Source organism: Dyadobacter sp. AC419, from assembly GCF_979253085.1.
In genome coordinates, this window is the sequence record NZ_CEEDCD010000027.1 from 287,225 (window position 1) to 309,630 (window position 22,406).

Below are 22,406 nucleotides of genomic sequence, written 5' to 3' on the forward strand. Positions count from 1 at the left end.
CTGACTCTGTAATGGAGTCAGCATTTTTTTTGTTTTCTAATGATCAGACTTATTTCGCAAATCCCTCAATCCCCAGTCCAAACAAAGCAAAGTCATACTTTACAGGATCATCAGGATTTAGTTGCTTTAATGATGCAGTGAGCTCCTTCGCAGTTTGCCAGTCGGTGAGCGGGCGTTTGATAAGCCCCAGCAAGCGGGCGACGCGGTCTACGTGAACATCGCAAGGGCAGACGAGCTGAGCAGGTTTAATGTTGTTCCAAATGCCGAAATCGACGCCCTTATCGTCTTTTCTGACCATCCAGCGCAAGAACATGTTCAGGCGTTTACAGGATGATTTTCTGATGGGCGTCGCAATGTGTTTTGCAGTTCGCGCGGGAAAATCCTCTGAATCCCGAAAAAGATTATGAAAGCCGATCAATGCACTTTCAATCGTTTCTTCGCCTTCTTGCAAATGACTGCTAAATGCGAATTCCAACGAATCGTGCTGCCTGTAATATTGCTGGAAAAAATGCAGGAAATAAAGCGTATCCGTCGCGTTGAATGTGCGATGTTTGAAATGAAGAAATGGCTTTAAATCGCTGTCTGTGTGATTCAGAACGAAGTCATACGGAGCGCCATCCATCATTGCGGACAGCTCGTTGCACTTGTTAATGATCGTTTTGCGTTGCCCCCAAGCCAGCACCGCAGCCCAGAAACCCATAATCTCAATGTCCTGTTTTACAGAAAATGAATGCGGAATGCAGATGGGATCAAATGGAATGAAAGCGGGCTGATTGTATTGCTCGGCCTTTTCTTCCAATAAATCAGTAACAAATGGTGAAAATGTGGGAATGATTATCTCAGCGCCGTGCATGGCTTCCTCCAAACAGGTAAGCCAAAACCTTTGAAATACCCGAAAAAAACATGATTATGCCAGAAAACACGAATGTAAAAATGGCAATGAATGGATAAAGCAATGTGAACATGACGCTCCATACTTTATATCCTGCTGTATTTTTAAGTGCGGCTCGCTCCTCTTCTCTTTTGGAACGAAATTGCGGGGAATGCTTCATATGTTGATGTAGAATTGCTATTCAAGATAACTGACAACGGCCCGGAAACGTTTGCTATTGGGCGAAACTTTCTCGAAAGCCCTTGAAGATAACTTAATTACAATGTCGTCATTAATGCTCGTATAGGGGATTCTGCCGATGATACGCACGATGATTTTTTCCTGATTATATTCATTCAAAACCTCAACCAATGCGCCGACCGGAGCCGTGCGGTGCAATCCTAAAAATTTGCTCGTGCTTTCGTCCGTCTCAATAACCTCTGCCAATCCGGATTCTGATTTCTTCTTGCCGCGGACCACTTTTGGCGGCGCAACTTCTTCCACCGGCTTCACCACTTTTTCCGGAACAACGGCTTTCGCCTTAACTGAATCTTTAACAACCGTTGTAGTTGTCACTTTCGGAGCAGGCGGCGCAACGGTCGCAACCGGGGCAGCCTTTTCTGTTCCTTTTTCACTAACGATCAGCTCTTGTCCGTCTTTTAAATTATCATCAGCCAGATTATTCCATTTTCTTAAATCGGCCATTAAAACGCCATATTTCACGGCTACGCGATAAAGTGTTTCACCCGGTTCTACTTTATGAAGACCATTTGCAGGAGCGGGAATGGTGGCACTTGCAGTCGGGGCCGAAGTTGTCGTTGGGGTTGGCGTGGTGGATGGAGCTGGCGCAGTCGGCGCAGGAACAGTTGCCACAGGTGCGCTCACGGCTGGTTTTGTCTCCTTTTCCTCAGCTTTTGCAGCTTCTTTCTTCTCTTCTTTCTTTTCCTCTTTTTTGGATTCTTTCTTTCCCGTCTTGGCGGTGTAAGGCACCCGGATGGTCTGGCCCGATTGGATCTGGTCAGCCATGCCAGGGTTGGCTTCCCTAAGGGCCTGAATGGTTGTGCCATATTGACGCACAACTGCAAACATTGTTTGCCCCTGATTTACTTTATGCAGGACGAAAACCTTCCCTCCCACTCTTTCGGCTCCAACGGAGTCAACAACATAATTTCCGTTAGCCCGGACTTCACTAAACCCTGTCAACAAACCTGCCAAAAAGGTCAGGCAAAAAATGTATTTCATTTATTATGAAAGTGTTAAACTCGAAAATTCGTTGTTGTTTTTTAGATAAACCAGCGTTGATGCTTTTAACATCATCGTTGAGCGGCCCATTCCTTCGCGTTCTTCGGACAGTTGTTCGTGCAATACGAGCTGCTTCTGATCTGTCACAATGAGGAGATATTGAACTGATTTATCCTGCTCGTAAATATAATAAGAAAACATTATATAGGGCCTTTTCTCCAGATAATCAATGCTCACCGCCCTGTGTCCATTCGTCATTTTTTGGACAAATGTGGCAAGCTTTTCAAAGTATATGCTGTCTTTCCTGTAACGAACCGGTTCCTGTAAAATTATTTTTTCAAAATCCTGCGCATCATTTTCTTCCAGAGGCAGCAATTTTCCTGTCTGGGCCTCGCAGGCGTTGTAAATAAACTGTTCTCCTGTCTTACTCGCCACTTCAATGTGCTTGCTCGTCAGCGGCTTAACCATCAGATAATTGGGCAAAACCCATAAAAGCTGGCCATCCGATGCATTGTAAGCAAGCAGATCCGTGGGTTCAGGGATTTCAGGATAAAGGTAATTATGTAAAAAAAACTGATCGTACGAAAACGCCGTCAGCGAACTCCACCAATCTGCCTCTTGGGGTGCACATTGCCACAAAAGCTGCTGTTTCGCTGTATCGACTAAGGCATAGGACACTTTTTTCGCATCTGTGTCCCGCAGTTCGATGACCCATAGGCTGCTGTGCGGATTTTCATTGGGTAAAATCCGCCAGATATTTTGGGAAAACGGTTGTGAAAAGACTTTTTGCAATTTTTTAGCTTTATTTTGACGGCAAATTAAACAAAGACCATACCAACAAACCTCGTGCGAATATTAGGAATTATCCCTGCCCGCTACGCTTCAACCCGTTTTCCTGCCAAAGCATTGGTGGATATTGGCGGAAAAAGCATGATCCAGCGGGTTTATGAACAAGCATCCAAAGCTACACAACTCGATCAGGTTATTGTTGCTACGGACGACGAAAGAATCTACGATCACGTTCAGGAATTTGGCGGCAAAGCCGTTATGACCGACAGCAGCCATCAAAGCGGGACCGATCGCTGCTTTGAAGCGTTGACCAAAACGGGTGGCGTATACGAATATGTGATCAACATTCAGGGTGACGAACCTTTCATTAGTCCCGAGCCTATTGATAACCTTGCCGAAGCATTAAATGGCGAAACGGAATTGGCGACACTGGTGAAAATCATTGACAGCGACGAGATTCTTTTCAATCATAATGTGCCCAAAGCAGTGCTTAACAAGCGGAATGAAGTGATGTATTTCAGCCGGCAGACGATCCCTTATCTGCGTAATCCGGAGTCGGGCCAATGGCTTGGTGCTCATACTTTTTACAAACATATAGGCATCTACGCATATCGTGCCGATGTGCTTGCGGAGATTACAAAGTTGCCTGTTTCGGCATTGGAAAAAGCGGAAGCACTGGAGCAGCTCCGCTGGCTGGAAAATGGCTATGCAATCAAGGCTGTGATCACTTCCGATGACTCTCACGGCGTGGATACACCCGAAGATCTTATCCGGGTAAGCAGAAAGTTTTTGCTTTAAATACGGCAATCTGGAACACTATTTGTAACTTTTACGACAAGACGCTTTCAGATCTGATTCTCTTAAAAAACGTTAAAATGGGTATTTTTATACGACCCATTGAAACCAGGGCGTTACCCTTATATTGATTTCTTATTATTAATTGAAAAACCATATCTATGCAATATAACATTCTTTGGGCCGATGATGAAATAGACCTTCTCAAACCACATATCATGTTCCTAACGAACAAAGGTTACAGCGTAACGCCGGTGAACAGCGGTGCAGATGCTTTGGATCGGATAGAAAATGACAGGTTCGATATTGTGTTTCTTGACGAAATGATGCCGGGTATGACTGGCCTCGAAACATTGGCACAAATAAAACAGCAACAGCCGAATTTGCCTGTTGTGATGATTACAAAGAGTGAGGAAGAGCATATTATGGAAGATGCAATCGGTTCTAAAATCGATGATTATCTTATTAAGCCGCTGAATCCCAACCAAATATTACTTTCCGTTAAAAAGATCCTTGATAACAAAAGGCTTGTTACCGAAAAAACAACGCTCAGTTACCAGCAGGAATTCAGAAACCTGGCCATGCAATATCAGGACCGCATTGGTCACGAGGAATGGGCTGACATTTATAAAAAGCTGATTTATTGGGAATTGGAACTGGAAAGCTCCGAAGATCAAGGCATGGCAGAAGTTTTCAGCATGCAAAAAAGCGAGGCGAATGCCAATTTCTGCAAGTTCATCGAGGACGAATATGAAGAATGGCTGAATGATCCGCGTTCGGATAAACCTATTTTATCTCATCAGTTGATGAAACAGAAGGTTTTCCCACATCTTAAAGGGTCTGACGAGCCATTGTTTTTCCTGCTGATTGACAATTTCCGTTATGATCAATGGAAAATGATCCAGCCGATCTTGCAGGAATATTTTAACATCGAGGAAGAATCATCTTACTACTCCATTCTGCCGACAACGACCGGTTATGCGCGCAATGCTATTTTCTCAGGCCTTATGCCGAGCGAAATGGAGCGCAAGCATCCGCAATGGTGGGTTAGTGATGAAAACACGCCGGAAGGTGAAGAAGGTTTGAACAACCATGAGCACGATTTCCTTCAAAAACAGCTGGAAATGAACCACCTTAACAATGTTAAGAGCTCTTACCACAAAATCCTGAACGCCAATCAGGGAAAAGCATTGATCGACAACTTCAACAACATGCTGAATAACCAGCTGAATGTGGTTGTGTACAACTTTGTGGATATGCTTTCGCATGCGCGCACAGATGTTCAGATGATCAAAGAACTTGCTCCTGATGAAGCTGCTTACAGATCCATTACGAGGTCGTGGTTCCAGCATTCTCCTTTACTGGATTTTATCAAAAAAGTTGCTGAGAAAAAATGCAGATTGATCCTGACTACGGATCATGGCATGATCCGCGTGCAAAAACCAGTTAAGATCATTGGTTACCGCGAAACGAACACGAACCTGCGTTACAAGCATGGTAAAAACTTAGGTTTTGATGATAAAAACCTGATGGTTTGCCGCAAACCGGAACGCATTTTCCTTCCTAAGCCGCACGTTTCGACATCTTACGTGTTCACAAAAGAGGATTACTTCTTTGCTTATCCCAACAATTACAATCAATATGTAAACTTGTATCGTGACACTTTCCAGCACGGAGGGGTCTCGTTAGAGGAAATGATTATTCCGATCATTGATCTGAAAGCGAAGTAAAAACTGAATGATATAAAAGGAAAAGCATCCAACTGGTGATTGGATGCTTTTCCTTTTATGCTTATAATGAATTAACCTTCTATCACACTGCCGTTTTCGCATTTCAGCACGTGTGCCGGGAATTTGCGCAGGAACTCATGGTTGTGAGTCGCCATTAAAATTGCAACACCCGCATTGTTGATCGTTTTAAAAACCTGCATAATCTGCTCCGCTACTTCCGGATCCAAGTTACCCGTGGGTTCATCGGCGATCAGTATCCGCGGCTCATTTAGCATAGCACGGGCAATTACCACGCGCTGCTGCTCACCGCCGGAAAGCTGGTGCGGCATTCTTTTCTGGGCAGTCCCAAGTCCCACTTGCATCAAAACCTCAGCAATGCGTTTCGAGATTTTACCCTTATCATCCCAACCCGTCGCTTTTAATACAAAAGACAGGTTATCCTCAACAGAACGGTCAGAAAGTAACTGGAAGTCCTGAAAAACAATGCCGATTTTGCGGCGAAGGAAGGGAATATCCGTTCTCTTAATGTTGTGCAGCTCGTAACCAGCCACTTTGGCAGATCCCGTATGCAGCCACAAATCCGCGTAAAGCGTTTTCAGCAGAGAGCTTTTACCACTTCCAGTCCGTCCGATCATGTAGACGAACTCGCCGTTCTTTATTTCAAAATGTACATCGTTTAAAACAGGCCGCTCACCCTGATAAATATCTGCGCGATCCAGTATGATAATTGGCTCTGTTGACTCCGTCATAAAAAATTAGGTATTTGGATTTCCTTTTTTGTAATCTGAAAGGAATTTCTCAAAGGCCGATATCCGTAAGCGGGTGTTTCAACAACGCTTCCATTGCGCTCAATGGACCAGTCATCACGTCAGCACCAACTTCTGCACATTGGATAATGTGCATTGGGTGGCGAACTGATGCTGCCAAAACCTGCGTATCAAAACCGTAATTTCTGTAAATCAAAAGAATCTGCTCGATCAATGCGATACCGTCTGTTGAAATGTCATCCAGACGTCCGATGAAAGGAGAAACGTAAGTTGCGCCTGCTTTCGCAGCTAGAAGTGCTGTCCCGCAGAGAAAATCAGTGTACAGTTGGTGCGAACACCTTTGCCAGAGAAGTATTTCAGTGCTTTCACACCTTCTTTTGTCATTGGAATTTTAACAACAATTTTATCATCAATTTCAATCAGTTCTTCTCCTTCACGGATCATCCCAGCCAAATCGATCGATATAACTTCTGCGCTCACGTCCCCGTCAACGATGTCACAAATTGCCTTGTAATGGCGCATGATGTTATCTCTGCCCGTGATTCCTCTTTCGCCATTAACGATGGGTTGGTAGTAACACCGTCCAAAACACCAAGTGCCTGCGCTTCCTGAATCTCCGCCAGGTTAGCAGTATCAATAAAAAATTTCATAACGGGAATTTATTGGTTAGAATATTCCACAAAAGTAGGAAACGCTGGTCAAAACCAAAAAGAAAGAGGAGAATAGAACCGAAGGACATAAAAAAAGGCAAACCGAGAATCTCACCGCATCGACCACCTACCCTTGCTTCCGTCAGGACCTGGGGGATTCTGGAAGGAGCTGGTAGTTCCGATTTGCCAGGTGCAAAGATAAAGACATTTTATTGACAAAAAGAAAACATTCATTTAAGGTTTGCGCTTACTTTTGTGCGAATCAATTAGAAATGAACAGTTATGCCGCGTAATTTTTTTTTAATTTTTATCTTTTTAGTCACCTCTTGTGCCCAATCTTCTGACGCTTTTCTCAAAAAAGGCAAGGAACTGATGCAACAGGGGAAACAGCGTGAAGCCATTGAATTTATTAATAAAGCGATAGAAAAAGACGACGCTAATGCCGAAGCATTCAACCTCCGCGGCGTTGCTTATTACGAATTGAAAGAATTCCCGACCGCATCGCTGGATTTTGGACAGGCGATCAAGCTAAAACCTGATTCCGACCGACCATATTTCAACCGTGCTTTGCTTTACACAGACGAAAACCGGCTGGACTCTGCATTTTCAGATTATAACAAAGCCGCAACCCTTGCGCCCGACACGGCGGATGTCTTCCTTAACCGGGGCCAGTTGCTGGTTTTAATGGAAAAAAGCAATGACGCCATTGCGGATTTTGAAAAGCGACGAAAGCTTGACGAAAACAACAAGCAAGCCTGGTATAACCTTGGAAACACCTATTATCGGAATAAGGATTACAAAAAAGCGACGCTGGCTTTTCGGCAGACTGTAAAATTAGATGCAAGTTATGGCAAAGCATTTTACGGACTCGGCCTTGCGCAATGGAATGATGGCGAAAAGGACCTTGGCTGCTCTAATTTGAAGCAATCGCTGAACCTTGGCTATTCTGATGCTGCGAATGCGATGGCCCAGTTTTGTCAGTAAATAAATAGTTTTCAGTAGTTAGCAATTACAAGCCGTGTGCTTATAACATTACAACATTATCAGTACGCCTAAATGCAGAGTGATGAGACTTTTTAAGATTTTCTTCGGAATACTTTTTGTGATTTTTGCCTATTTGCAGCTCAATGACCCTGATTCCGGGCTTTGGATTGCCATTTATAGTTTCGCCGCACTGGCTTGTTTTATGAGCATCCGCGAGCTTTGGCCAAACTGGGTTTTCTATGCATTGGCAGCGGGCTACTTCGTCGCAGCCGTATTTCAATGGCCGCCTGAATTTGAAGGCGTGTTTTTTGGAGAAACGGCAATGAGGAGCCTGAGTATCGAGCTTGCGAAGGGAATCGCTTGGCCTGGGGGATAATTACTTTGGTAATGGTTATTATCGGCAAATGGGGCTGATCAGTCCCTGAGCCATTCAATCTCTTTGAGTCCGGCTTCTATTTTTCCGGGCTCGGAAAGCAATTGCATAACCAGCATTCCCTGCGGTGTAATGTGTTCAACGACACCTTCCAGCGTGCGGGCTGCATATTTGAAGCGGACTGGTTGCTTGTAACCGTATAAATGCTGCAAATATTTCGTACGGATGAATTCGTGATTGGCAGCAATCTTCAACTTACTATAATAGGATTCGATGACGAGCGCAAGTTTCACAAATTCTTCTTGCAAAGAAAATGTGCGGCCCACTTCCTTGCATAGCGACGTTGCAAAGGGATTTCCGAAAACGTCCTGATTGATATTCAGGCCAATCCCTGATGATGGAGCTCATAATTTCGCTCCCCTGAATGGCATTTTCGATCGGCTGATTCCGCAGAGTCTTTTTGCCATTGGCCAGAATATCGTTGGGCCATTTAACCAAAGCCTCATTCACGTACGCACCTACATATTCACGCACCGCAAGCGCGATCGTCTGACTAAGTAAAAACTGATCGAAAACGGGCAAAAATTGCGGTGATAATATGATTGAAAATGTGAGGTTTTCACTTGGATTAGCAAGCCATTCTGTCCCCCGCTGACCTCTTCCTTTGACCTGATTGTCGGTTATGACAATAGTCCCCTCATCAAACAAACCCGCATGCACTATTTCAGCCGCTATGTCGTTTGTAGAGTGACAAGTTGGCAGATATATAACTTTTTTACCAATTATTAAGGTAATCCTGTATAGAGTTGTACAATTTTTTTGAGTCTTTACTTTAGGGTTTAGAAAAGGAATTAACTACGCATGAAAGAACGCAAAAATAAAGAACTATCTTCAAAAGATCTGTCTGAGCTGGTAGCAAAAGGAATGATAGAAAAGAAAGGCTTGGACATCGCAATACTTGACCTCAGAAAAGTAAAAAATTCAATAACTGATTTTTTTTGTAATTTGTTCGGGTAATTCCGACACACAAATAGATGCTTTGGCCAATTCGGTTGAAGATGAAGTTTACAAAATTTCCAAAACAGAGCCCTGGCAGAAGGAAGGAAAGGCGAATGGAGAGTGGATTCTGATTGATTATGTCGACGTGGTCGCGCATATCTTCAATAAAGACCGCCGCAAGCATTATGATCTGGAAGAACTTTGGGGAGATGCAGAGGTGACATACCTGGAAGACTCCATGGTATAAATGGCCGGACAGGTGAACATTCACCTGATCCCGGATGTTGTTTATTATATTTCCTCTTAATTAAAAACACAGAATGTCTGAAAACGATAACAAAAGAGGGCCTCTCAGTCCGCTAAAAGTCCTCAGAAGGGATATCAGGGCTGGATTATCGCCGCTCTGATTGCCACTATACTTGGAATTACATACCTGAACCGCACTTCAACCATCCGCGAAACGACTCAGAAACGCTTCGAGAAAATGATGGCTGACAAAGAAGTTGAGCGTGTGACGATTGTAAATGACAAGTCGGTTGAGGTGACGCTGAAACCAGAGGCGCTAAAACAAGATAAATATAAGGTTGTTGCAAAGGAAAATAATTATTTCGGAGGGGAAACTGCTTCACATTATCAATTCCAGGTAACGTCTGCTGAAACTTTCAAGAAAGACTTTGATAAGATGCAGGAAGGCATTCCGGATGATGATAAGGTGCCTTTTGTGGTGGATACGCGCAACGACTGGACCAGTTTCCTTGGAACCTGGGGCTTTTTTATTGTCATGATCCTGGTCATGTACTTTATACTTGGCAGAATGTCAGGTGGAGTTGGACCCGGTGGACAAATCTTCAATATTGGCCGTTCACGCGCTACATTATTTGACGCTGAAAACAAGGTTAAGATCACATTTAATGATGTTGCAGGTCTTGATGAGGCAAAAGAAGAGATTAAGGAGATTGTAGAATATCTGCAAAGTCCGGACAAATTCAAGAAACTGGGTGCCAAGATTCCAAAAGGTGCACTGCTTGTAGGACCTCCTGGGAACTGGTAAAACATTGTTGGCAAAAGCCGTTGCTGGTGAAGCGGGTGTTCCGTTCTTCTCCCTATCCGGTTCTGACTTTGTTGAAATGTTCGTCGGTGTGGGTGCTGCCCGTGTTCGTGACCTTTTTAAACAAGCAAAAGAAAAAGCGCCTTGTATCATCTTTATAGATGAAATTGACGCAGTTGGACGTTCACGTGGCCGTGGTGCAATGCCAGGTTCAAACGATGAACGCGAAAATACATTGAACTCGCTTTTGGTTGAAATGGATGGTTTTGCAACCGATTCAGGAATTATCATCGTTGCAGCGACCAACCGTCCTGACGTTTTAGATCCTGCCTTGCTTCGTCCAGGCCGTTTTGACCGTCAGATCTCAGTTGATAAGCCAGACGTTATTGGTCGTGAAGCAATTTTCAAAGTGCATTTAAAACCTTTGAAATTGTCGACTGACGTTAACATTCAAAAGCTTTCTTCTCAAACTCCTGGCTTTGCAGGTGCTGAAATTGCTAACGTATGTAATGAAGCTGCATTGATCGCAGCACGTCGTAACCGCGATGAAGTTACAATGCAGGATTTCCAGGATGCAATGGACCGCGTAATTGGTGGTTTGGAAAAGAAAAACAAGCTGATTTCACCAGAAGAAAAAGAAATCGTTGCTTACCACGAAGCAGGTCACGCAGTGGCTGGCTGGTTCCTTGAACATGCCGATCCATTGGTGAAAGTCTCAATCGTCCCACGTGGCGTTGCAGCGTTAGGTTATGCGCAGTATTTGCCGAGAGAACAGTATTTGTATCGTACAGAGCAGCTGTTTGACGAAATGTGCATGACATTAGGCGGACGTGCTGCCGAGGATGTAGTTTTCGGTAAAATTTCAACCGGCGCATTAAGTGACCTTGAACGTGTTACGAAAGTGGCTTACAGCATGGTTACTATGTACGGAATGAACGAGCGCATCGGTAACATTTCTTACTATGACTCTAAACAAAGCGATTATTCATTCACAAAACCATATTCTGAGTCGACATCACAAGCGATTGACGAAGAGGTTAGAAAGTTGATCGATCAGGCTTATCAGTTTGTAAAAAATCTGTTGAGCGAGAAACGCGATAAACTGGAAGTGTTGGCAAAAGAGCTTTTGGAAAAAGAAATCTTGTTCCAAAGTGATCTTGAAAAACTGATTGGAAAACGTCCTTACGAGAAGGAAACAAGCTATCAGGCTTACATTAACCGTCGTTCAAACGAAGAAGCTGCGATTCACGAAGAAGTTGTGAAGCATACGCTTGAAAATGAGAAAAAAGAAGAGGAAATGGCGGAAGCTGAAAAAGGTGCTTCCAACGAGTAATTTCCTGATATAATTAATATTCTAATAGCCGGACAAACGCACTGTTTGGCTATTATTTTTGTCCATACTCATAACTAACCCCTGCAAAAATGCCTTTCGAAATATCCGAGCAACAATTTGGCGATTTAACCGAGATCGTTATCCAAGACACAATTACCGGCAACCGCTGCATTGTAATTCCTGAACTCGGCGGATTGCTTAGACAGCTTTCCCTCCGCAAGGACGTAACATTGTTTTCCCTGCTGAAAACCCCGCCTACGCCGGACACATTGGTTGCTGACACGCAGAGCGCAAGCGAATTGCTATTTCCCTTTGCAAGCCGCATCCCTGATGGAAAGTATAAGTTTCTGGGCAAGGAATATCAACTGACTAAAAACGATACAGGCAATTTAAACGCCATACACGGACTCGTAAGGAAGCAGCAATTCAATGTCGAAGAGCAGATCGTTGATGCGAATTTTGCAGCATTAAAGCTGTCATATAAACTGCGCGAATCGGAGGGATATCCGTTTGAAGTGATGTTCTCGATTGTTTACACATTACATGCGGATGGACGCTTTACATTGCGCTATGCAGCGACCAATGATGGCGCAGGCCCTGCTCCTATCATGTTCGGATGGCATCCGTATTTTGTACTGGGAAATGAAACGGCCGATGTCTGGAAGATTAACATTCCATCTGATGAGATTGTAGATTTCAATAGCAACATGATTCCTGTTGGCAGGAAACCTTTCGTTGTTGAAAGGCCGACAAAATTATTCCGTAAAGCCTTCGATAACTGCTTCGTCATTAATGCATCCGGCGGGACTGCACTGACCGAACTGATTTCTGAAAATCAGGATGTCACATTGCAGGTTCGTCAGGAAACGGGCGACGGAAAGTTCAATTATCTGGTCGTTTACACGCCGCCTACGCGCGATTGCATTGCCATTGAGCCATTAACTGCCAATGTGGATTCGTTCAATTCCGGAGATGGATTGAACATCCTTTCGCCGGGAAGCACAATTACAGGAGAGATAACATTGAACCTGGCTTAAAACCTGTGCTTTTTATACCAAACCGCCTTGTACCAAAGCAAGCGCCAGTTGGTCAGATAGGTAAGGTGGGCCATAACAATTGAAGTCTTCACAGCCACATTGTCCCTCAGGCGCATATTATAAAGAAATATGCGCCATGATTTTGATTTTAAAACCGGCCGCTCATTTTCCCAATGACTTAAAATTTCATCGCGGAAACTTGGTGAAGGAAAAGCGGAAGCACTCGAAGTTGCAGGAAAAAAGAATGACTCTCCCGTCAGCAAGCCAGCCATTCCCAGCGATTCCATAAGCAAGCGATTGAAGCCCTTTTGCTTGGTAACATTGTGAATGTAGTTCCAATCCAACGCATCCGCGTGTTTGCGCAGTAACCGCACAAAATCAGCCATATATTTCAGCTTATCCCACTGCTCTACGCCGCCATGGTGAATGATCATCATTAAGAGCTGATTTTCCATGCGTGGGATTTGAATGTCTGAGCCGTGCATTTTGACTGAAATCATGTTGCCAGTGAGCTCTTCCCAAGAAAAATCATAGCAATATCGTGGATAACTCGGCCGCCACTGCACTTCAAGCGATTGCAGCGTGTGATCTTCGATCGGCTCTAATGGCAATTGGTAATCGGTGTCCAGATACGCATTTTGCAAAGCGTCCTGACCAAGTAAATATTTACGGTAAGCATCTGGTGCAAAGCCGTTTCTTTTCAGCACCGCGAGGCTTTTATTAATGTCACTTTTCTCGATAAAAAAGTCAATGTCGCCGAATTCTCGCTGCGTGGGATTTTCGTATAAAAGCCACGCCCAAATCGCACCTTTCATCAAAAAGGCTTTTACATCGGCTGCTAAAAGTTGCTTATAAAGATTAACGGAAATCCCAAGAAACGCCATATTCGTCACGGCTTGCCCCAATGCAAACTCCTTCAATGACGCTAAATGTTGCGCTGGAATAGCTGAATGTTGTGAAGAACTTTTCGATGTGATGTAAAAGCAATGGCCTTACCTGATGCCATTTTGCAAGTTTAACCAGTTTGCCAAAATCAACATTTGCATTGTCTGTCTTTAATGCAGCCTCTTCGTTAATTTCGATGGCTGCTTGAATCAGTAATGCCAGTTCGGGGGAAACTTTCAGTTCGGGCATATCATCCGGCAATAAGTTGTTGCTGGATAGACTCATTCACCCATTTTTCGAGATTTTGGAAACCTTCTGGCCGCCGTTTTTTCCACAACTGGGCGGATCTGGAACATTGAATGCTCTGACGGAAATAATCCCGCAATATTTCCGGAGTTAGCAACTGTGTAGGCAACGGAAAGTTTTTGAGTGTCTCCGTGGGGATTTGAATGGCAGATAATGAAGCAAGCGATTTCTGATTTCGCGCCTTATGCAGAAAAAAAATCGCTCCTAACCGGACCGGTTCCTGTGGAAAGTCAGCCTTGGGTTGATAAGAAAACTTGTTAACCCCTTCGCTAACCGGACTCAAATCGGCTTTTGCATAATCCAGCCCATTAACCGTTTTATCCCAGATTTTCAACTGTGGATATGCAGGAATAATTTGCGCCAAACCATCGGAATCAAATCCAATGGCAGTCAGGTCGTCGCTTAGCAACTTGCAACCGGCCTTTATAAACGCAGCAGCCGTGGTCGACTTGCCAGCTCCGGGCGTGCCCATAAAACACCACGCCTCACTTCCAACCTGCACCGCGCTGGCATGCAGCAGAAACAATCCGCGTTGAAACAAGATCAATCCAATTGCTTCACTGACAGTGAATAAGCTGATTAAATTTTGGTCATCAACAAGCTGATCAACCGTCAGGAGATTTCCATCGGTCGCTTTGAAGGCCGCAACGCCTTCCCAATGCAGATAAAGATTTTCGTCAGTGTCGCTCGCGAAAGTGGCTTGAATGCCTCTTCTGAACAATTGTGTATTTTGGAGCGGCGGCAGGTCGAATGTGCCTGATTTTATTTGCAGATCAAATGTTTCACCTCCGTCGCCATCACTGAGTTCCGGCAGTTCAATTTCAGAAAGGATCTTCAACCCGAAGGCTTTGTAAGAATACATGTGTGTTATAGTAAATTAATTCCAGACCCAAATGCGCTGATAAAGCACAGATTCAGGCCAATTTCCAATGATTATGGCGCCATTTTTCTCCACCCAGGCATGCGCCTCAAACTGCTTGGCAGGATCGACTTCAATACCAAATTCCAACGTCAACCCGGAAGCGTTTTTTAGCATATACTTAGTGGCGAGCGCCCGCGGAAGGCAAAGCAATTCCAGTGGCAACAGATTGGCGGCAGTATTAACAGCCCAAACGGTTAGATCAATTTGCTTCTGGGAAATTTCAATCGTTGATTGGGTATTGCAAAACCAATAAAATATCTTTCGAAATCTAATAAACGGAAGATTCGCGAGTCCAATTTTGATAAGCATCAGGCAAACGGCCGCTTTGAGAAAAACGAGTTTCTCTTTGACGGATAATGTGTTCCATTTGCCAATGTGATGCCTAAGTTGTTTCAATGGCTTACTCAGTTACTTCGACCAGCTTCTCGGAGATCAGGTCTTTTAGCAAAACATCAATATCAGATTTGCAAGTTTCGGGATCTACTTCATATTCGCTGGTTACTGCTTCGCAAAGTGCATCCAGCGTTTGCGGGCCTTTTTCAAGATTGTCCCAGACCAGCACACCGACCTCGTTCAGTCCGTAATAAGCACCTTTGCTGTGATTGAGAATTACTGTTTCGCCAGCTACTTTGGAAGAGATCTGATCGGATGTAAGCTGATATTTAGTCATGAGAAAGGCGTTTCTATTGATATAATGTGTTTTTGATTGGCACAAAGTTAAAAACTTTAATTACTCAATTTCAAACTTTATTCCTTGGGCCAATGGAAGCACTGTTCCATAGTTAATGGTGTTCGTTTGCCGGCGCATATATGCTTTCCAAGCATCGGAGCCCGATTCACGGCCTCCACCCGTTTCTTTTTCACCGCCGAATGCACCGCCGATTTCCGCACCGGAAGTTCCTATGTTCACATTTGCAATCCCGCAGTCAGAGCCGGATTGCGAAAGGAACATTTCGGATTCCCTCATATTCAACGTAAAGATGGCCGAAGAAAGTCCTTGCGGAACATCATTTTGAATGTTAATGGCTTCTTCCAGCTCATTATATTTGATTAAATAAAGAATGGGAGCGAATGTCTCATGCTGCACAATTGGATAATGATTGGAAACCTCGGCGATGCACGGCGCCACGTAACACCCGGAAGCAAATTCATTTCCTGTCAAAACCTCCGGCTCCACAATGAAATTGCCACCCGCTTCTATAATCTGCTCAGCGGAAGCACGATATTGCGCAACAGCGTCTTTATCAATCAACGGTCCGACATGGATATGCGGTTCCAAAGGGTTTCCAATGGTTAACTGGGCATAAGCTTTGACCAGTCGCTGTTTTACTTCTTCATAAATGTCGGCCTGAATGATAACACGCCTCGTCGAAGTGCAGCGCTGGCCTGCCGTTCCCACTGCGCCAAAAACGATTCCCGGAATGGCTACATTCAGATCAGCATGCGGCGTTACGATAATTGCATTGTTGCCGCCCAGTTCCAGCAGACTTTTTCCTAATCTTCTGGCAACGGCTTCTCCCACGGATCTGCCCATTCTGGTGCTTCCTGTTGCGGAAACCAGTGCAATGCGCTTGTCATTTGCCAGCCACTCGCCTACGTCCCGGCCTCCCGTCACAATGCAGGACACGCCTTCGGGCACCTCATTATTTTCTAAAACCGTTTTGATAATATGCTGACAAGCGAGCGCAGTTAATGGCGTTTTTTCGGAAGGCTTCCAGACACAGACGTCACCGCAAACCCAGGCCAGCATGGCATTCCAGGACCAAACTGCAACCGGAAAATTAAATGCAGAAATAATCCCGACGACGCCGATCGGATGCCATTGCTCATACATGCGGTGGAGCGGGCGCTCGCTATGCATGGTAAGTCCATATAATTGTCGCGAAACACCAACAGCAAAATCACATATATCGATCATTTCCTGAACTTCTCCCAGCCCTTCCTGCAAGCTTTTGCCCATTTCATAACTGACCAATGTGCCAAGCTCTGACTTGAACTTCCGAAGTTCATTGCCCATTTGCCGCACAATGTCACCTCGCTTAGGAGCGGGCATAAGCTTCCATATTTTATAAGCTTCGGTTGCTTTTTCAACTACAAAATCATAATCTGAACGATCCGCAACATTCACTTGTGCAATGCGCTTGCCATCCACGGGCGAAGTCGATTCCAGAAATCCACCATTTCCCAGCTGGCTGATTTTGCCCGTGCTGATTCCGTTATTGAGTGGCTGTATGCCCAGCGTGTCTAAAATATCCTGAATGCGATCCATTAATGTGATGTGTGTTAAAAGGCCATTTTAATTAAAATAAGCACCATTTGTTGTTTGCAAAAATGCTTCAAGCAAAATGTCTTCCTGCCTGATAAAACCCTTGTCAGGCAAAATGCCGTCTGCGACCATTTCAACCACAGAAGCAATCGAAGCCGCGGTTGTCCAGGAAATAGCGCGCCAATGTTTGCCGTCAATTTCAATCGGGTGATATGCCCTGTAAAATTCCTCACGTTCGAGCCGGTTATCTTTCCAGCCTTCCACAACGGCATATACATACACAACATCTTGCTGCACAGGCGGTTTGGCTTCTGTTAAGATCTGCTCGATCAGTTCGCGTTTGTCTTTCAGGCACAATTCATAAAGCATGAAACGCATCAAGCTGCAATGTCCCGGATAACGGATCGTCTTGTAATTCAATGTGTCAAGCTTGCCTTCCAATGTTTCGCACATTGTTCCTAAGCCGCCGGAAGTGATAAATGCTTCAAATTCCTGGCCTTCAATGTTGATCATTTCAATGCCTTCGAGCGACGGCACCATTTTTCTGACACCATTGTGAATCACTTCGGCATCATTAATATATTCGTTTACAACGCCTGCGGGTGACCAAGTGAACGAGTAACCCATGAGCCCATTTGGATAACGCGGCAATGCGCCAACGCGCAGCTCAATGTCTCGCAGTTGGGTAAATTTTTTGGCAAGATCCATTCCTACAATGCCGATAAAACCGGGCGCCAGTCCGCATTGCGGTGCCAGCACACTATGACTATCTTTGGCCATTTCGCGGATCGCGGCTGTGGTGGCAACGTCTTCGGTCAGATCAAAATAATGTATCCCGCTTTGACAAGCTTTGCGGGCAATGGGGAGATTCAGATTATAAGGCATGCACGAGACCACAGCATCAAATCCTGCCAATGCTGCATCCAGAAAAAGCAGGGTCACTAATGTCGCCCGATTTTACAGGAAATGGCAGTGAAACAGAGGGCTGGGTCTTGTCGACGCCTGTCACTTCAAACTTTTTACTCAACAATGTTCCCACCAGAGAACCGACTTTTCCGAGACCAATAACCAGGATTTTTTGCATGTATAGTTGATTGTTTAAGTGGTTGCGGGCAGTGCTTCCGAGAAAGATATGAAAAGAAATTGCAGTTTTTAAAACTTACATGTCATTTTTGTATGATTAATAAAAGTGACATGCAGATTGTAATTGTGGGTGGAGGAGCATCAGGATTTATGGCGGCCATAACGGCGGCAGAACATAATCCGAATGCTGAAATTTTGATTTTGGAAAAAAATAAAACTGTCCTGAACAAAGTGCGGATCTCGGGCGGCGGACGTTGCAATGTGACCCATAACCCTTCGGATCTACGTTTTTTTGTTAAAAATTATCCGAGAGGTGAAAAGTTGCTGCGCAGGCTGCTGCATGAATTTGATGCAAAAGCAACTATCGATTGGTTTGAAACAAAAGGAGTAAAACTCAAAACAGAACCAGACGGAAGGATGTTTCCTATCACAGATTCTTCCCAGACAGTGATTGAATGTTTGATTCGAACTGCGCGAAATTTAAAGATCGAGATCAGGACCAGCACATCAGTCAAAGCATTTGCCAAGGATGCCGCAAGCGGACAATTTATTATCCAGTTGGATGACGAGGAAATAAGGGCGGACAAGCTGCTGATTGCAACCGGAGGTTATCCAAAGATAAGTGGGTTTGAATGGCTGCAAGTGCACGATCATGAAGTAATTGCGCCGCTTCCTTCCCTGTTTACTTTTAACACGCCGGGTAATTATCTGCTTCCGTTGGCGGGCGTTTCCGTTCAGGATACGATTGTCAAAATAACAGGAACAAAGCACGAATGGCAGGGACCGCTTTTGATCACGCATTGGGGTTTCAGTGGCCCGGCGGTGCTGAAATTGTCAGCCTGGGCGGCGCGCGACCTTGCGGAGAAGGATTACAACTTTGTTTGCAAGATTAATTGGCTGCCGCAGATGAACGAACAGCAGGTTAGGGAATTCCTTTTGGCAGAAAAAGTAAAAACGCCTAAACAACAGATCTCATCACATTCAAGATTCGGAATTCCATCGCGGTTATGGAAAACCTTTGTGGAGAAATGTGAGATTGCGGATGATCTGCGCTGGTCAGATGCCACCAAAAAAGCGCTTAACCGCCTTTCGGAGTTGCTGACAAACAGTCAGTTTGAGGTTAAGGGCAAAACCACATTCAAGGAAGAATTCGTCACTTGCGGAGGCATTGCGCTGAGCAGCATTAACTATGAAACATTGGAAAGCCGGGCCGTTCCCGGGCTTTACTTCTGCGGAGAAGTCATTGATGTTGACGGCATTACGGGTGGATTTAACTTTCAGAATGCTTGGACAACAGGTTTCATTGCAGGCAGAAATATGGCGCAATAGTCCTGCTATTCCGCCATTGCATCAAAATACGCCCGCACTTTTTTGGCCCTGTCGATTCCCACCAAACCAGCCAGCTGCTCTAACGAACTTTCGCGGATTCCGCGAACGGATCCGAAGAATTTGAGCAGTTTCGCGGCCGTCACTTTTCCAACGCCTTCAACCCCGTCCAATTCACTGATTAAGCTGGCTTTACTTCTCTTGTCCCTGTGGAATGTGATCCCAAACCGGTGTGCTTCGTCCCGGATTTGCTGGATCAGCTTTAAGGATTCCGACTTTTTATCAATGTAAAGCGGCAGCGAATCTTCCGGAAAATAAATTTCTTCCAGCCTTTTTGCGATGCCTATGATCGGGACTTGTCCGTAAATACCAAGATTCTTCAAAGCGTCACATGCGGCTCCAAGCTGGCCTTTTCCACCATCGACCACAATCAAGTCGGGAAGCGGCTGCTCTTCTGCAATCAACCGGAGATAACGCCTGCCAACCACTTCATTCATCGATGCAAAGTCGTTGGGGCCGATAACCGTTTTGATATTAAAATGGCGGTAATCTTTTTTGGATGGCTTTCCATCTTTGAAGCACACCATGGCCGCAACCGGGTTTGTTCCCTGAATGTTGGAGTTGTCAAAGCATTCAATGTGCCGGGGAAGCGTTTTTAATTGTAAATCAGTCTTTAACCGAATCAAAACGCGATCCTTTTTGGAAGAAGTTGCAGAAGCTTCCACCTCACGCCGCTCGGCTTTGTCACGTCTGAAATACATCACATTTTTCATGGACATATCCAGCAGCTTTTTCTTATCGCCAATTTGCGGGACGGTCACTTCAAGCCGCATTTCGAGGTCGGGCTTAATGTTAGAAAGCAGTTCCCTCGCTTCCGCACCGAACTTCGAACGCATTTCAATGATCATCAACGCAAGGATCTCGGCGTCGGTTTCTTCCAGCTTCTTTTTAACCTCAACGGTCTGTGTGGCAACCATATATCCCTGTTTTATTTTCATAAAATTGAGATATGCGGCTTCCTCGTCAGACACAATGGTCAGCACATCAATGTTGCCGATTTTCGGATTGATAACCGTTGCTTTGCTCTGGAAATTAGAAAGATGCTCGATTTTAGTTTTCCACGAATGCGCTTTTTCAAACTCCATCGCTTCGGCGGCTTGCAGCATTTTGTCTTTGAAATATTGCTGCGGAAGAGTGAGATTGCCTTTGAGAATGTTATGGATCTGCTCGATTTCTGCATTATAATCCGCTTCATCGTGAAGTCCTTCGCAAGGGCCTTTGCAGTTACCAATGTGATATTCAAGACAAACTTTGAATTTGCCTGCTTCAATGTTCGCTTTGCTCAAAGGCAACTGGCACGAACGAATCGTGTACAACGATTTGAACATGTCCAAAAGCGTATGCATCGTCCGCAAACTCGCAAAGGGACCATAAAACGTGCCTTTACTGCGATCCAGGTTACGTGTAACGTAAACTCTTGGAAAACGCTCATTTGTCACACAAATGAACGGATAGGTTTTATCGTCTTTGAGCAGAATGTTAAACTTCGGCTGCAATTGCTTAATAAGCTGATTTTCAAGCAGCAGCGCATCCCATTCGCTGTGAACAATGGTGTATTCTATGCGACGGATCTGACTGACCAGCCGTCTGGTTTTCCGGTCGTGTTGATTGGATTTTAGAAAATAACTTGAAACCCGGCTACGCAAACTTTTTGCTTTCCCCACATATATAACCTCGCCTGTTTCGTCAAAATAGCGATATACACCAGGGTCCAGCGGGATTTTTGTAAGCTCTTCTTTATAATTGAATTCGGACATTGAATATTTTTCTTGACAGTCTTTCCTTGCTCATCTATTGCTAAAAAACAACCGTACAAGGTTAAAAGTTGCGTCTTTTACCAGTGCAAATGCCTCTTTCTGGGCAGCATTTAAATCCATTGGCCGGTTCAAAACGGATACTGCATAAGTCATGCCCGCAGCCCGTGCCTGCTCCGGCGTAATCTGCAATGTGCCGCAAACAACTGCCAGCGGGACATTATATTTTCCACAAAAATCGGCCAAGCCTTTCACCACTTTGCCGCTTAATGTCTGCTCGTCTACTTTTCCTTCGCCGGTGATGACCAGATCAGCGCGACTAATCAGTTCATCCATATGCGATTGTTCAATGACAATCCGCACGCCATCTTTCAGCACAGCATTTAAAAACCACAGACAACCCGCTCCCAGCCCACCCGCAGCGCCAGCTCCCGGCTCATTGCTTACTTCCTTACCGAATGTCTTGGCTGCAACTTTGGCAAGATTTTGCAACCCTTTGTCCAAAATTTTCACTATTTCCGGATCAGCGCCTTTTTGTGGCCCGTAAATGTAAGCGGCACCGTTCGGACCATATAATGGATTTGTAACATCGCAGGCAACTGTTACGGAAATCGTGGAAAGGCGTTGATCCGCCTGATCTCTTTCAATGCGCACAATGTCGTTCATCGACGCACCTTCCGGACTTAGTAATGCACCGTTTTTGTCTAAAAAACGATAACCCAGCGCCATGGCCATTCCTAAGCCGCCATCCGTTGTAGCGCTCCCGCCAATGCCAAGAATAATGTGTGCAACACCCTGATTCAAAGCATGCTGGATCAGCTGGCCAGTTCCATAAGTGGTTGTACTTAAAGGATTTCGTTCTTCTGCTGAAAGTATAGCAAGCCCTGATGCCGCTGCCATTTCAATGAATGCTGTTTTTCCATCGGCTGAAAGGCCATAGGAAGCATTTATCGGCCTTCCCAACGGATCGTGGGCAGTTGTTGTAATGGTTCGCCCGTTGGCTTGCTGGGTTAATATGCGTGCTGTGCCTTCTCCTCCGTCAGCAAGCGGAATTGTGGTAACATTTGCTTCGGGATATGCAAGCAAAATGCCTTCCCTGATCGCCTGACAAACATCAGTCGCTTCCAATGAACCGCGAAATTTGTCAGGCGCTACGAGAATGTTCACCGAAAAAGAAGGGGTTAAT

23 protein-coding genes and 3 pseudogenes are annotated in these 22,406 nt (G+C 44.9%); 8 read left to right on the forward strand and 18 right to left on the reverse strand.

The features are described 5' to 3' along the window. Positions 1 to 49: 49 nt before the first annotated feature. The 4 genes from AC0IYG_RS26190 to AC0IYG_RS26205 are packed head-to-tail and all read right to left on the reverse strand — an operon-like array spanning position 50 to position 2,905. A complete protein-coding gene (locus tag AC0IYG_RS26190) occupies positions 50 to 853 on the reverse strand; it encodes a TIGR02757 family protein (protein ID WP_471714057.1) in 804 nt (267 codons plus the stop codon). Beyond that, positions 840 to 1,052 (reverse strand): hypothetical protein, encoded by a 213-nt coding sequence (locus AC0IYG_RS26195; protein ID WP_471714058.1) that lies wholly within the window; start codon positions 1,050 to 1,052, stop codon positions 840 to 842. Before AC0IYG_RS26195 ends, AC0IYG_RS26190 begins: the two co-directional genes overlap by 14 nt. 17 nt (positions 1,053 to 1,069) lie before the next feature. After that, entirely contained in the window at positions 1,070 to 2,113 is a 1,044-nt protein-coding gene (locus AC0IYG_RS26200; RefSeq protein ID WP_471714059.1) for a LysM peptidoglycan-binding domain-containing protein, read from the reverse strand. Positions 2,114 to 2,116: 3 nt separating this feature from the next. Further along, positions 2,117 to 2,905: a DUF4905 domain-containing protein gene (locus AC0IYG_RS26205; RefSeq protein ID WP_471714060.1), complete on the reverse strand. Its 789-nt coding sequence runs from the start codon at positions 2,903 to 2,905 to the stop codon at positions 2,117 to 2,119. A gap of 54 nt (positions 2,906 to 2,959) precedes the next feature. On the opposite strand from AC0IYG_RS26205, the gene kdsB reads away from it, so the two are divergent. Further along, positions 2,960 to 3,700 carry a 3-deoxy-manno-octulosonate cytidylyltransferase gene (gene kdsB, locus AC0IYG_RS26210; RefSeq protein ID WP_471714061.1) on the forward strand — a complete coding sequence of 247 codons (741 nt, stop codon included), beginning with the start codon at positions 2,960 to 2,962 and terminating at the stop codon, positions 3,698 to 3,700. Between the two features lie 158 nt (positions 3,701 to 3,858). Further along, positions 3,859 to 5,427, forward strand: coding sequence for a T9SS response regulator signal transducer PorX (gene porX / locus AC0IYG_RS26215; protein WP_471714062.1), 1,569 nt, complete (start codon positions 3,859 to 3,861; stop codon positions 5,425 to 5,427). A gap of 71 nt (positions 5,428 to 5,498) precedes the next feature. On the opposite strand, the gene AC0IYG_RS26220 is transcribed toward porX, so the two are convergent. After that, positions 5,499 to 6,176: a cell division ATP-binding protein FtsE gene (locus AC0IYG_RS26220; RefSeq protein ID WP_471714063.1), complete on the reverse strand. Its 678-nt coding sequence runs from the start codon at positions 6,174 to 6,176 to the stop codon at positions 5,499 to 5,501. 6 nt (positions 6,177 to 6,182) lie between these two features. Next, positions 6,183 to 6,844: pseudogene (gene fsa, locus AC0IYG_RS26225) on the reverse strand (fructose-6-phosphate aldolase). A gap of 282 nt (positions 6,845 to 7,126) precedes the next feature. On the opposite strand from fsa, the gene AC0IYG_RS26230 reads away from it, so the two are divergent. Together AC0IYG_RS26230 and AC0IYG_RS26235 are read left to right on the forward strand one after the other, a co-directional pair. Then, positions 7,127 to 7,828 (forward strand): tetratricopeptide repeat protein, encoded by a 702-nt coding sequence (locus AC0IYG_RS26230; protein ID WP_471714064.1) that lies wholly within the window; start codon positions 7,127 to 7,129, stop codon positions 7,826 to 7,828. Positions 7,829 to 7,910: 82 nt separating this feature from the next. After that, positions 7,911 to 8,204 (forward strand): transmembrane 220 family protein, encoded by a 294-nt coding sequence (locus tag AC0IYG_RS26235; RefSeq protein ID WP_471714065.1) that lies wholly within the window; start codon positions 7,911 to 7,913, stop codon positions 8,202 to 8,204. Between the two features lie 38 nt (positions 8,205 to 8,242). On the opposite strand, the gene AC0IYG_RS26240 is transcribed toward AC0IYG_RS26235, so the two are convergent. Then, positions 8,243 to 8,455: a hypothetical protein gene (locus AC0IYG_RS26240; protein ID WP_471714066.1), complete on the reverse strand. Its 213-nt coding sequence runs from the start codon at positions 8,453 to 8,455 to the stop codon at positions 8,243 to 8,245. 4 nt (positions 8,456 to 8,459) lie between these two features. Further along, entirely contained in the window at positions 8,460 to 8,921 is a 462-nt protein-coding gene (locus AC0IYG_RS26245) for a biotin--[acetyl-CoA-carboxylase] ligase (protein WP_471714067.1), read from the reverse strand. A 141-nt stretch (positions 8,922 to 9,062) separates the two neighbouring features. Here AC0IYG_RS26245 and rsfS point away from each other — a divergent pair. From rsfS to AC0IYG_RS26260, 3 genes and pseudogenes are all read left to right on the forward strand, one after another. Continuing rightward, positions 9,063 to 9,447, forward strand: a pseudogene (gene rsfS, locus AC0IYG_RS26250) (ribosome silencing factor). 73 nt (positions 9,448 to 9,520) lie between these two features. Further along, a pseudogene (gene ftsH / locus AC0IYG_RS26255) lies at positions 9,521 to 11,581 on the forward strand (ATP-dependent zinc metalloprotease FtsH). A gap of 89 nt (positions 11,582 to 11,670) precedes the next feature. Continuing rightward, on the forward strand, positions 11,671 to 12,618 hold the full coding sequence (locus AC0IYG_RS26260) for an aldose epimerase family protein (RefSeq protein ID WP_471714068.1): 948 nt from the start codon (positions 11,671 to 11,673) through the stop codon (positions 12,616 to 12,618). Here the strand turns inward: AC0IYG_RS26260 and AC0IYG_RS26265 are convergent. From AC0IYG_RS26265 to AC0IYG_RS26300, 8 genes are read right to left on the reverse strand one after another with little or no spacing between them, the layout of a single operon-like run. After that, positions 12,615 to 13,538, reverse strand: a complete 924-nt coding sequence (locus AC0IYG_RS26265; protein WP_471714069.1) for a nucleotidyltransferase family protein — start codon at positions 13,536 to 13,538, stop codon at positions 12,615 to 12,617. The two genes, AC0IYG_RS26260 and AC0IYG_RS26265, sit on opposite strands and share 4 nt — an antisense overlap. After that, positions 13,477 to 13,788 carry a hypothetical protein gene (locus AC0IYG_RS26270; RefSeq protein WP_471714070.1) on the reverse strand — a complete coding sequence of 104 codons (312 nt, stop codon included), beginning with the start codon at positions 13,786 to 13,788 and terminating at the stop codon, positions 13,477 to 13,479. The genes AC0IYG_RS26265 and AC0IYG_RS26270 overlap by 62 nt, the downstream gene beginning before the upstream one ends. After that, the gene (locus AC0IYG_RS26275; protein WP_471714071.1) at positions 13,754 to 14,671 is read right to left on the reverse strand and encodes a serine kinase; all 918 of its coding nucleotides are present in this window, start codon (positions 14,669 to 14,671) and stop codon (positions 13,754 to 13,756) included. Before AC0IYG_RS26275 ends, AC0IYG_RS26270 begins: the two co-directional genes overlap by 35 nt. 15 nt (positions 14,672 to 14,686) lie before the next feature. Then, positions 14,687 to 15,127 (reverse strand): lasso peptide biosynthesis B2 protein, encoded by a 441-nt coding sequence (locus AC0IYG_RS26280; RefSeq protein ID WP_471714072.1) that lies wholly within the window; start codon positions 15,125 to 15,127, stop codon positions 14,687 to 14,689. Between the two features lie 4 nt (positions 15,128 to 15,131). After that, positions 15,132 to 15,401, reverse strand: coding sequence for a PqqD family protein (locus AC0IYG_RS26285; RefSeq protein WP_471714073.1), 270 nt, complete (start codon positions 15,399 to 15,401; stop codon positions 15,132 to 15,134). 60 nt (positions 15,402 to 15,461) lie between these two features. Continuing rightward, on the reverse strand, positions 15,462 to 17,000 hold the full coding sequence (amaB, locus tag AC0IYG_RS26290; RefSeq protein ID WP_471714074.1) for an L-piperidine-6-carboxylate dehydrogenase: 1,539 nt from the start codon (positions 16,998 to 17,000) through the stop codon (positions 15,462 to 15,464). A 27-nt stretch (positions 17,001 to 17,027) separates the two neighbouring features. Further along, positions 17,028 to 17,939, reverse strand: coding sequence for a saccharopine dehydrogenase family protein (locus AC0IYG_RS26295; protein WP_471714075.1), 912 nt, complete (start codon positions 17,937 to 17,939; stop codon positions 17,028 to 17,030). Beyond that, positions 17,899 to 18,081, reverse strand: a complete 183-nt coding sequence (locus tag AC0IYG_RS26300) for a Rossmann-fold NAD(P)-binding domain-containing protein (RefSeq protein WP_471714076.1) — start codon at positions 18,079 to 18,081, stop codon at positions 17,899 to 17,901. The genes AC0IYG_RS26295 and AC0IYG_RS26300 overlap by 41 nt, the downstream gene beginning before the upstream one ends. Positions 18,082 to 18,191: 110 nt before the next feature. On the opposite strand from AC0IYG_RS26300, the gene AC0IYG_RS26305 reads away from it, so the two are divergent. Then, positions 18,192 to 19,409, forward strand: a complete 1,218-nt coding sequence (locus AC0IYG_RS26305; protein ID WP_471714077.1) for a BaiN/RdsA family NAD(P)/FAD-dependent oxidoreductase — start codon at positions 18,192 to 18,194, stop codon at positions 19,407 to 19,409. A 5-nt stretch (positions 19,410 to 19,414) separates the two neighbouring features. Here the strand turns inward: AC0IYG_RS26305 and uvrC are convergent, their stop codons facing one another. Both uvrC and AC0IYG_RS26315 read right to left on the reverse strand, forming a co-directional pair. Then, entirely contained in the window at positions 19,415 to 21,223 is a 1,809-nt protein-coding gene (uvrC, locus tag AC0IYG_RS26310) for an excinuclease ABC subunit UvrC (protein WP_471714078.1), read from the reverse strand. Between the two features lie 30 nt (positions 21,224 to 21,253). Continuing rightward, a complete protein-coding gene (locus tag AC0IYG_RS26315; protein WP_471714079.1) occupies positions 21,254 to 22,387 on the reverse strand; it encodes a glycerate kinase in 1,134 nt (377 codons plus the stop codon). Positions 22,388 to 22,406: the final 19 nt, after the last annotated feature.

Excerpts from the sequence above, each read along its gene's own strand:
- AC0IYG_RS26190 (WP_471714057.1), bottom strand. The coding sequence starts at position 853 with ATGCACGGCGCTGAGATAATCATTCCCACATTTTCACCATTTGTTACT.
- AC0IYG_RS26195 (WP_471714058.1), bottom strand. The coding sequence starts at position 1,052 with ATGAAGCATTCCCCGCAATTTCGTTCCAAAAGAGAAGAGGAGCGAGCC.
- AC0IYG_RS26200 (WP_471714059.1), bottom strand. The coding sequence starts at position 2,113 with ATGAAATACATTTTTTGCCTGACCTTTTTGGCAGGTTTGTTGACAGGG.
- porX (WP_471714062.1), top strand. The coding sequence starts at position 3,859 with ATGCAATATAACATTCTTTGGGCCGATGATGAAATAGACCTTCTCAAA.
- AC0IYG_RS26220 (WP_471714063.1), bottom strand. The coding sequence starts at position 6,176 with ATGACGGAGTCAACAGAGCCAATTATCATACTGGATCGCGCAGATATT.
- AC0IYG_RS26230 (WP_471714064.1), top strand. The coding sequence starts at position 7,127 with ATGCCGCGTAATTTTTTTTTAATTTTTATCTTTTTAGTCACCTCTTGT.
- AC0IYG_RS26235 (WP_471714065.1), top strand. The coding sequence starts at position 7,911 with ATGAGACTTTTTAAGATTTTCTTCGGAATACTTTTTGTGATTTTTGCC.
- AC0IYG_RS26260 (WP_471714068.1), top strand. The coding sequence starts at position 11,671 with ATGCCTTTCGAAATATCCGAGCAACAATTTGGCGATTTAACCGAGATC.
- AC0IYG_RS26270 (WP_471714070.1), bottom strand. The coding sequence starts at position 13,788 with ATGAGTCTATCCAGCAACAACTTATTGCCGGATGATATGCCCGAACTG.
- AC0IYG_RS26275 (WP_471714071.1), bottom strand. The coding sequence starts at position 14,671 with ATGTATTCTTACAAAGCCTTCGGGTTGAAGATCCTTTCTGAAATTGAA.
- AC0IYG_RS26285 (WP_471714073.1), bottom strand. The coding sequence starts at position 15,401 with ATGACTAAATATCAGCTTACATCCGATCAGATCTCTTCCAAAGTAGCT.
- amaB (WP_471714074.1), bottom strand. The coding sequence starts at position 17,000 with ATGGATCGCATTCAGGATATTTTAGACACGCTGGGCATACAGCCACTC.
- AC0IYG_RS26300 (WP_471714076.1), bottom strand. The coding sequence starts at position 18,081 with ATGCAAAAAATCCTGGTTATTGGTCTCGGAAAAGTCGGTTCTCTGGTG.
- AC0IYG_RS26305 (WP_471714077.1), top strand. The coding sequence starts at position 18,192 with ATGCAGATTGTAATTGTGGGTGGAGGAGCATCAGGATTTATGGCGGCC.
- uvrC (WP_471714078.1), bottom strand. The coding sequence starts at position 21,223 with ATGTCCGAATTCAATTATAAAGAAGAGCTTACAAAAATCCCGCTGGAC.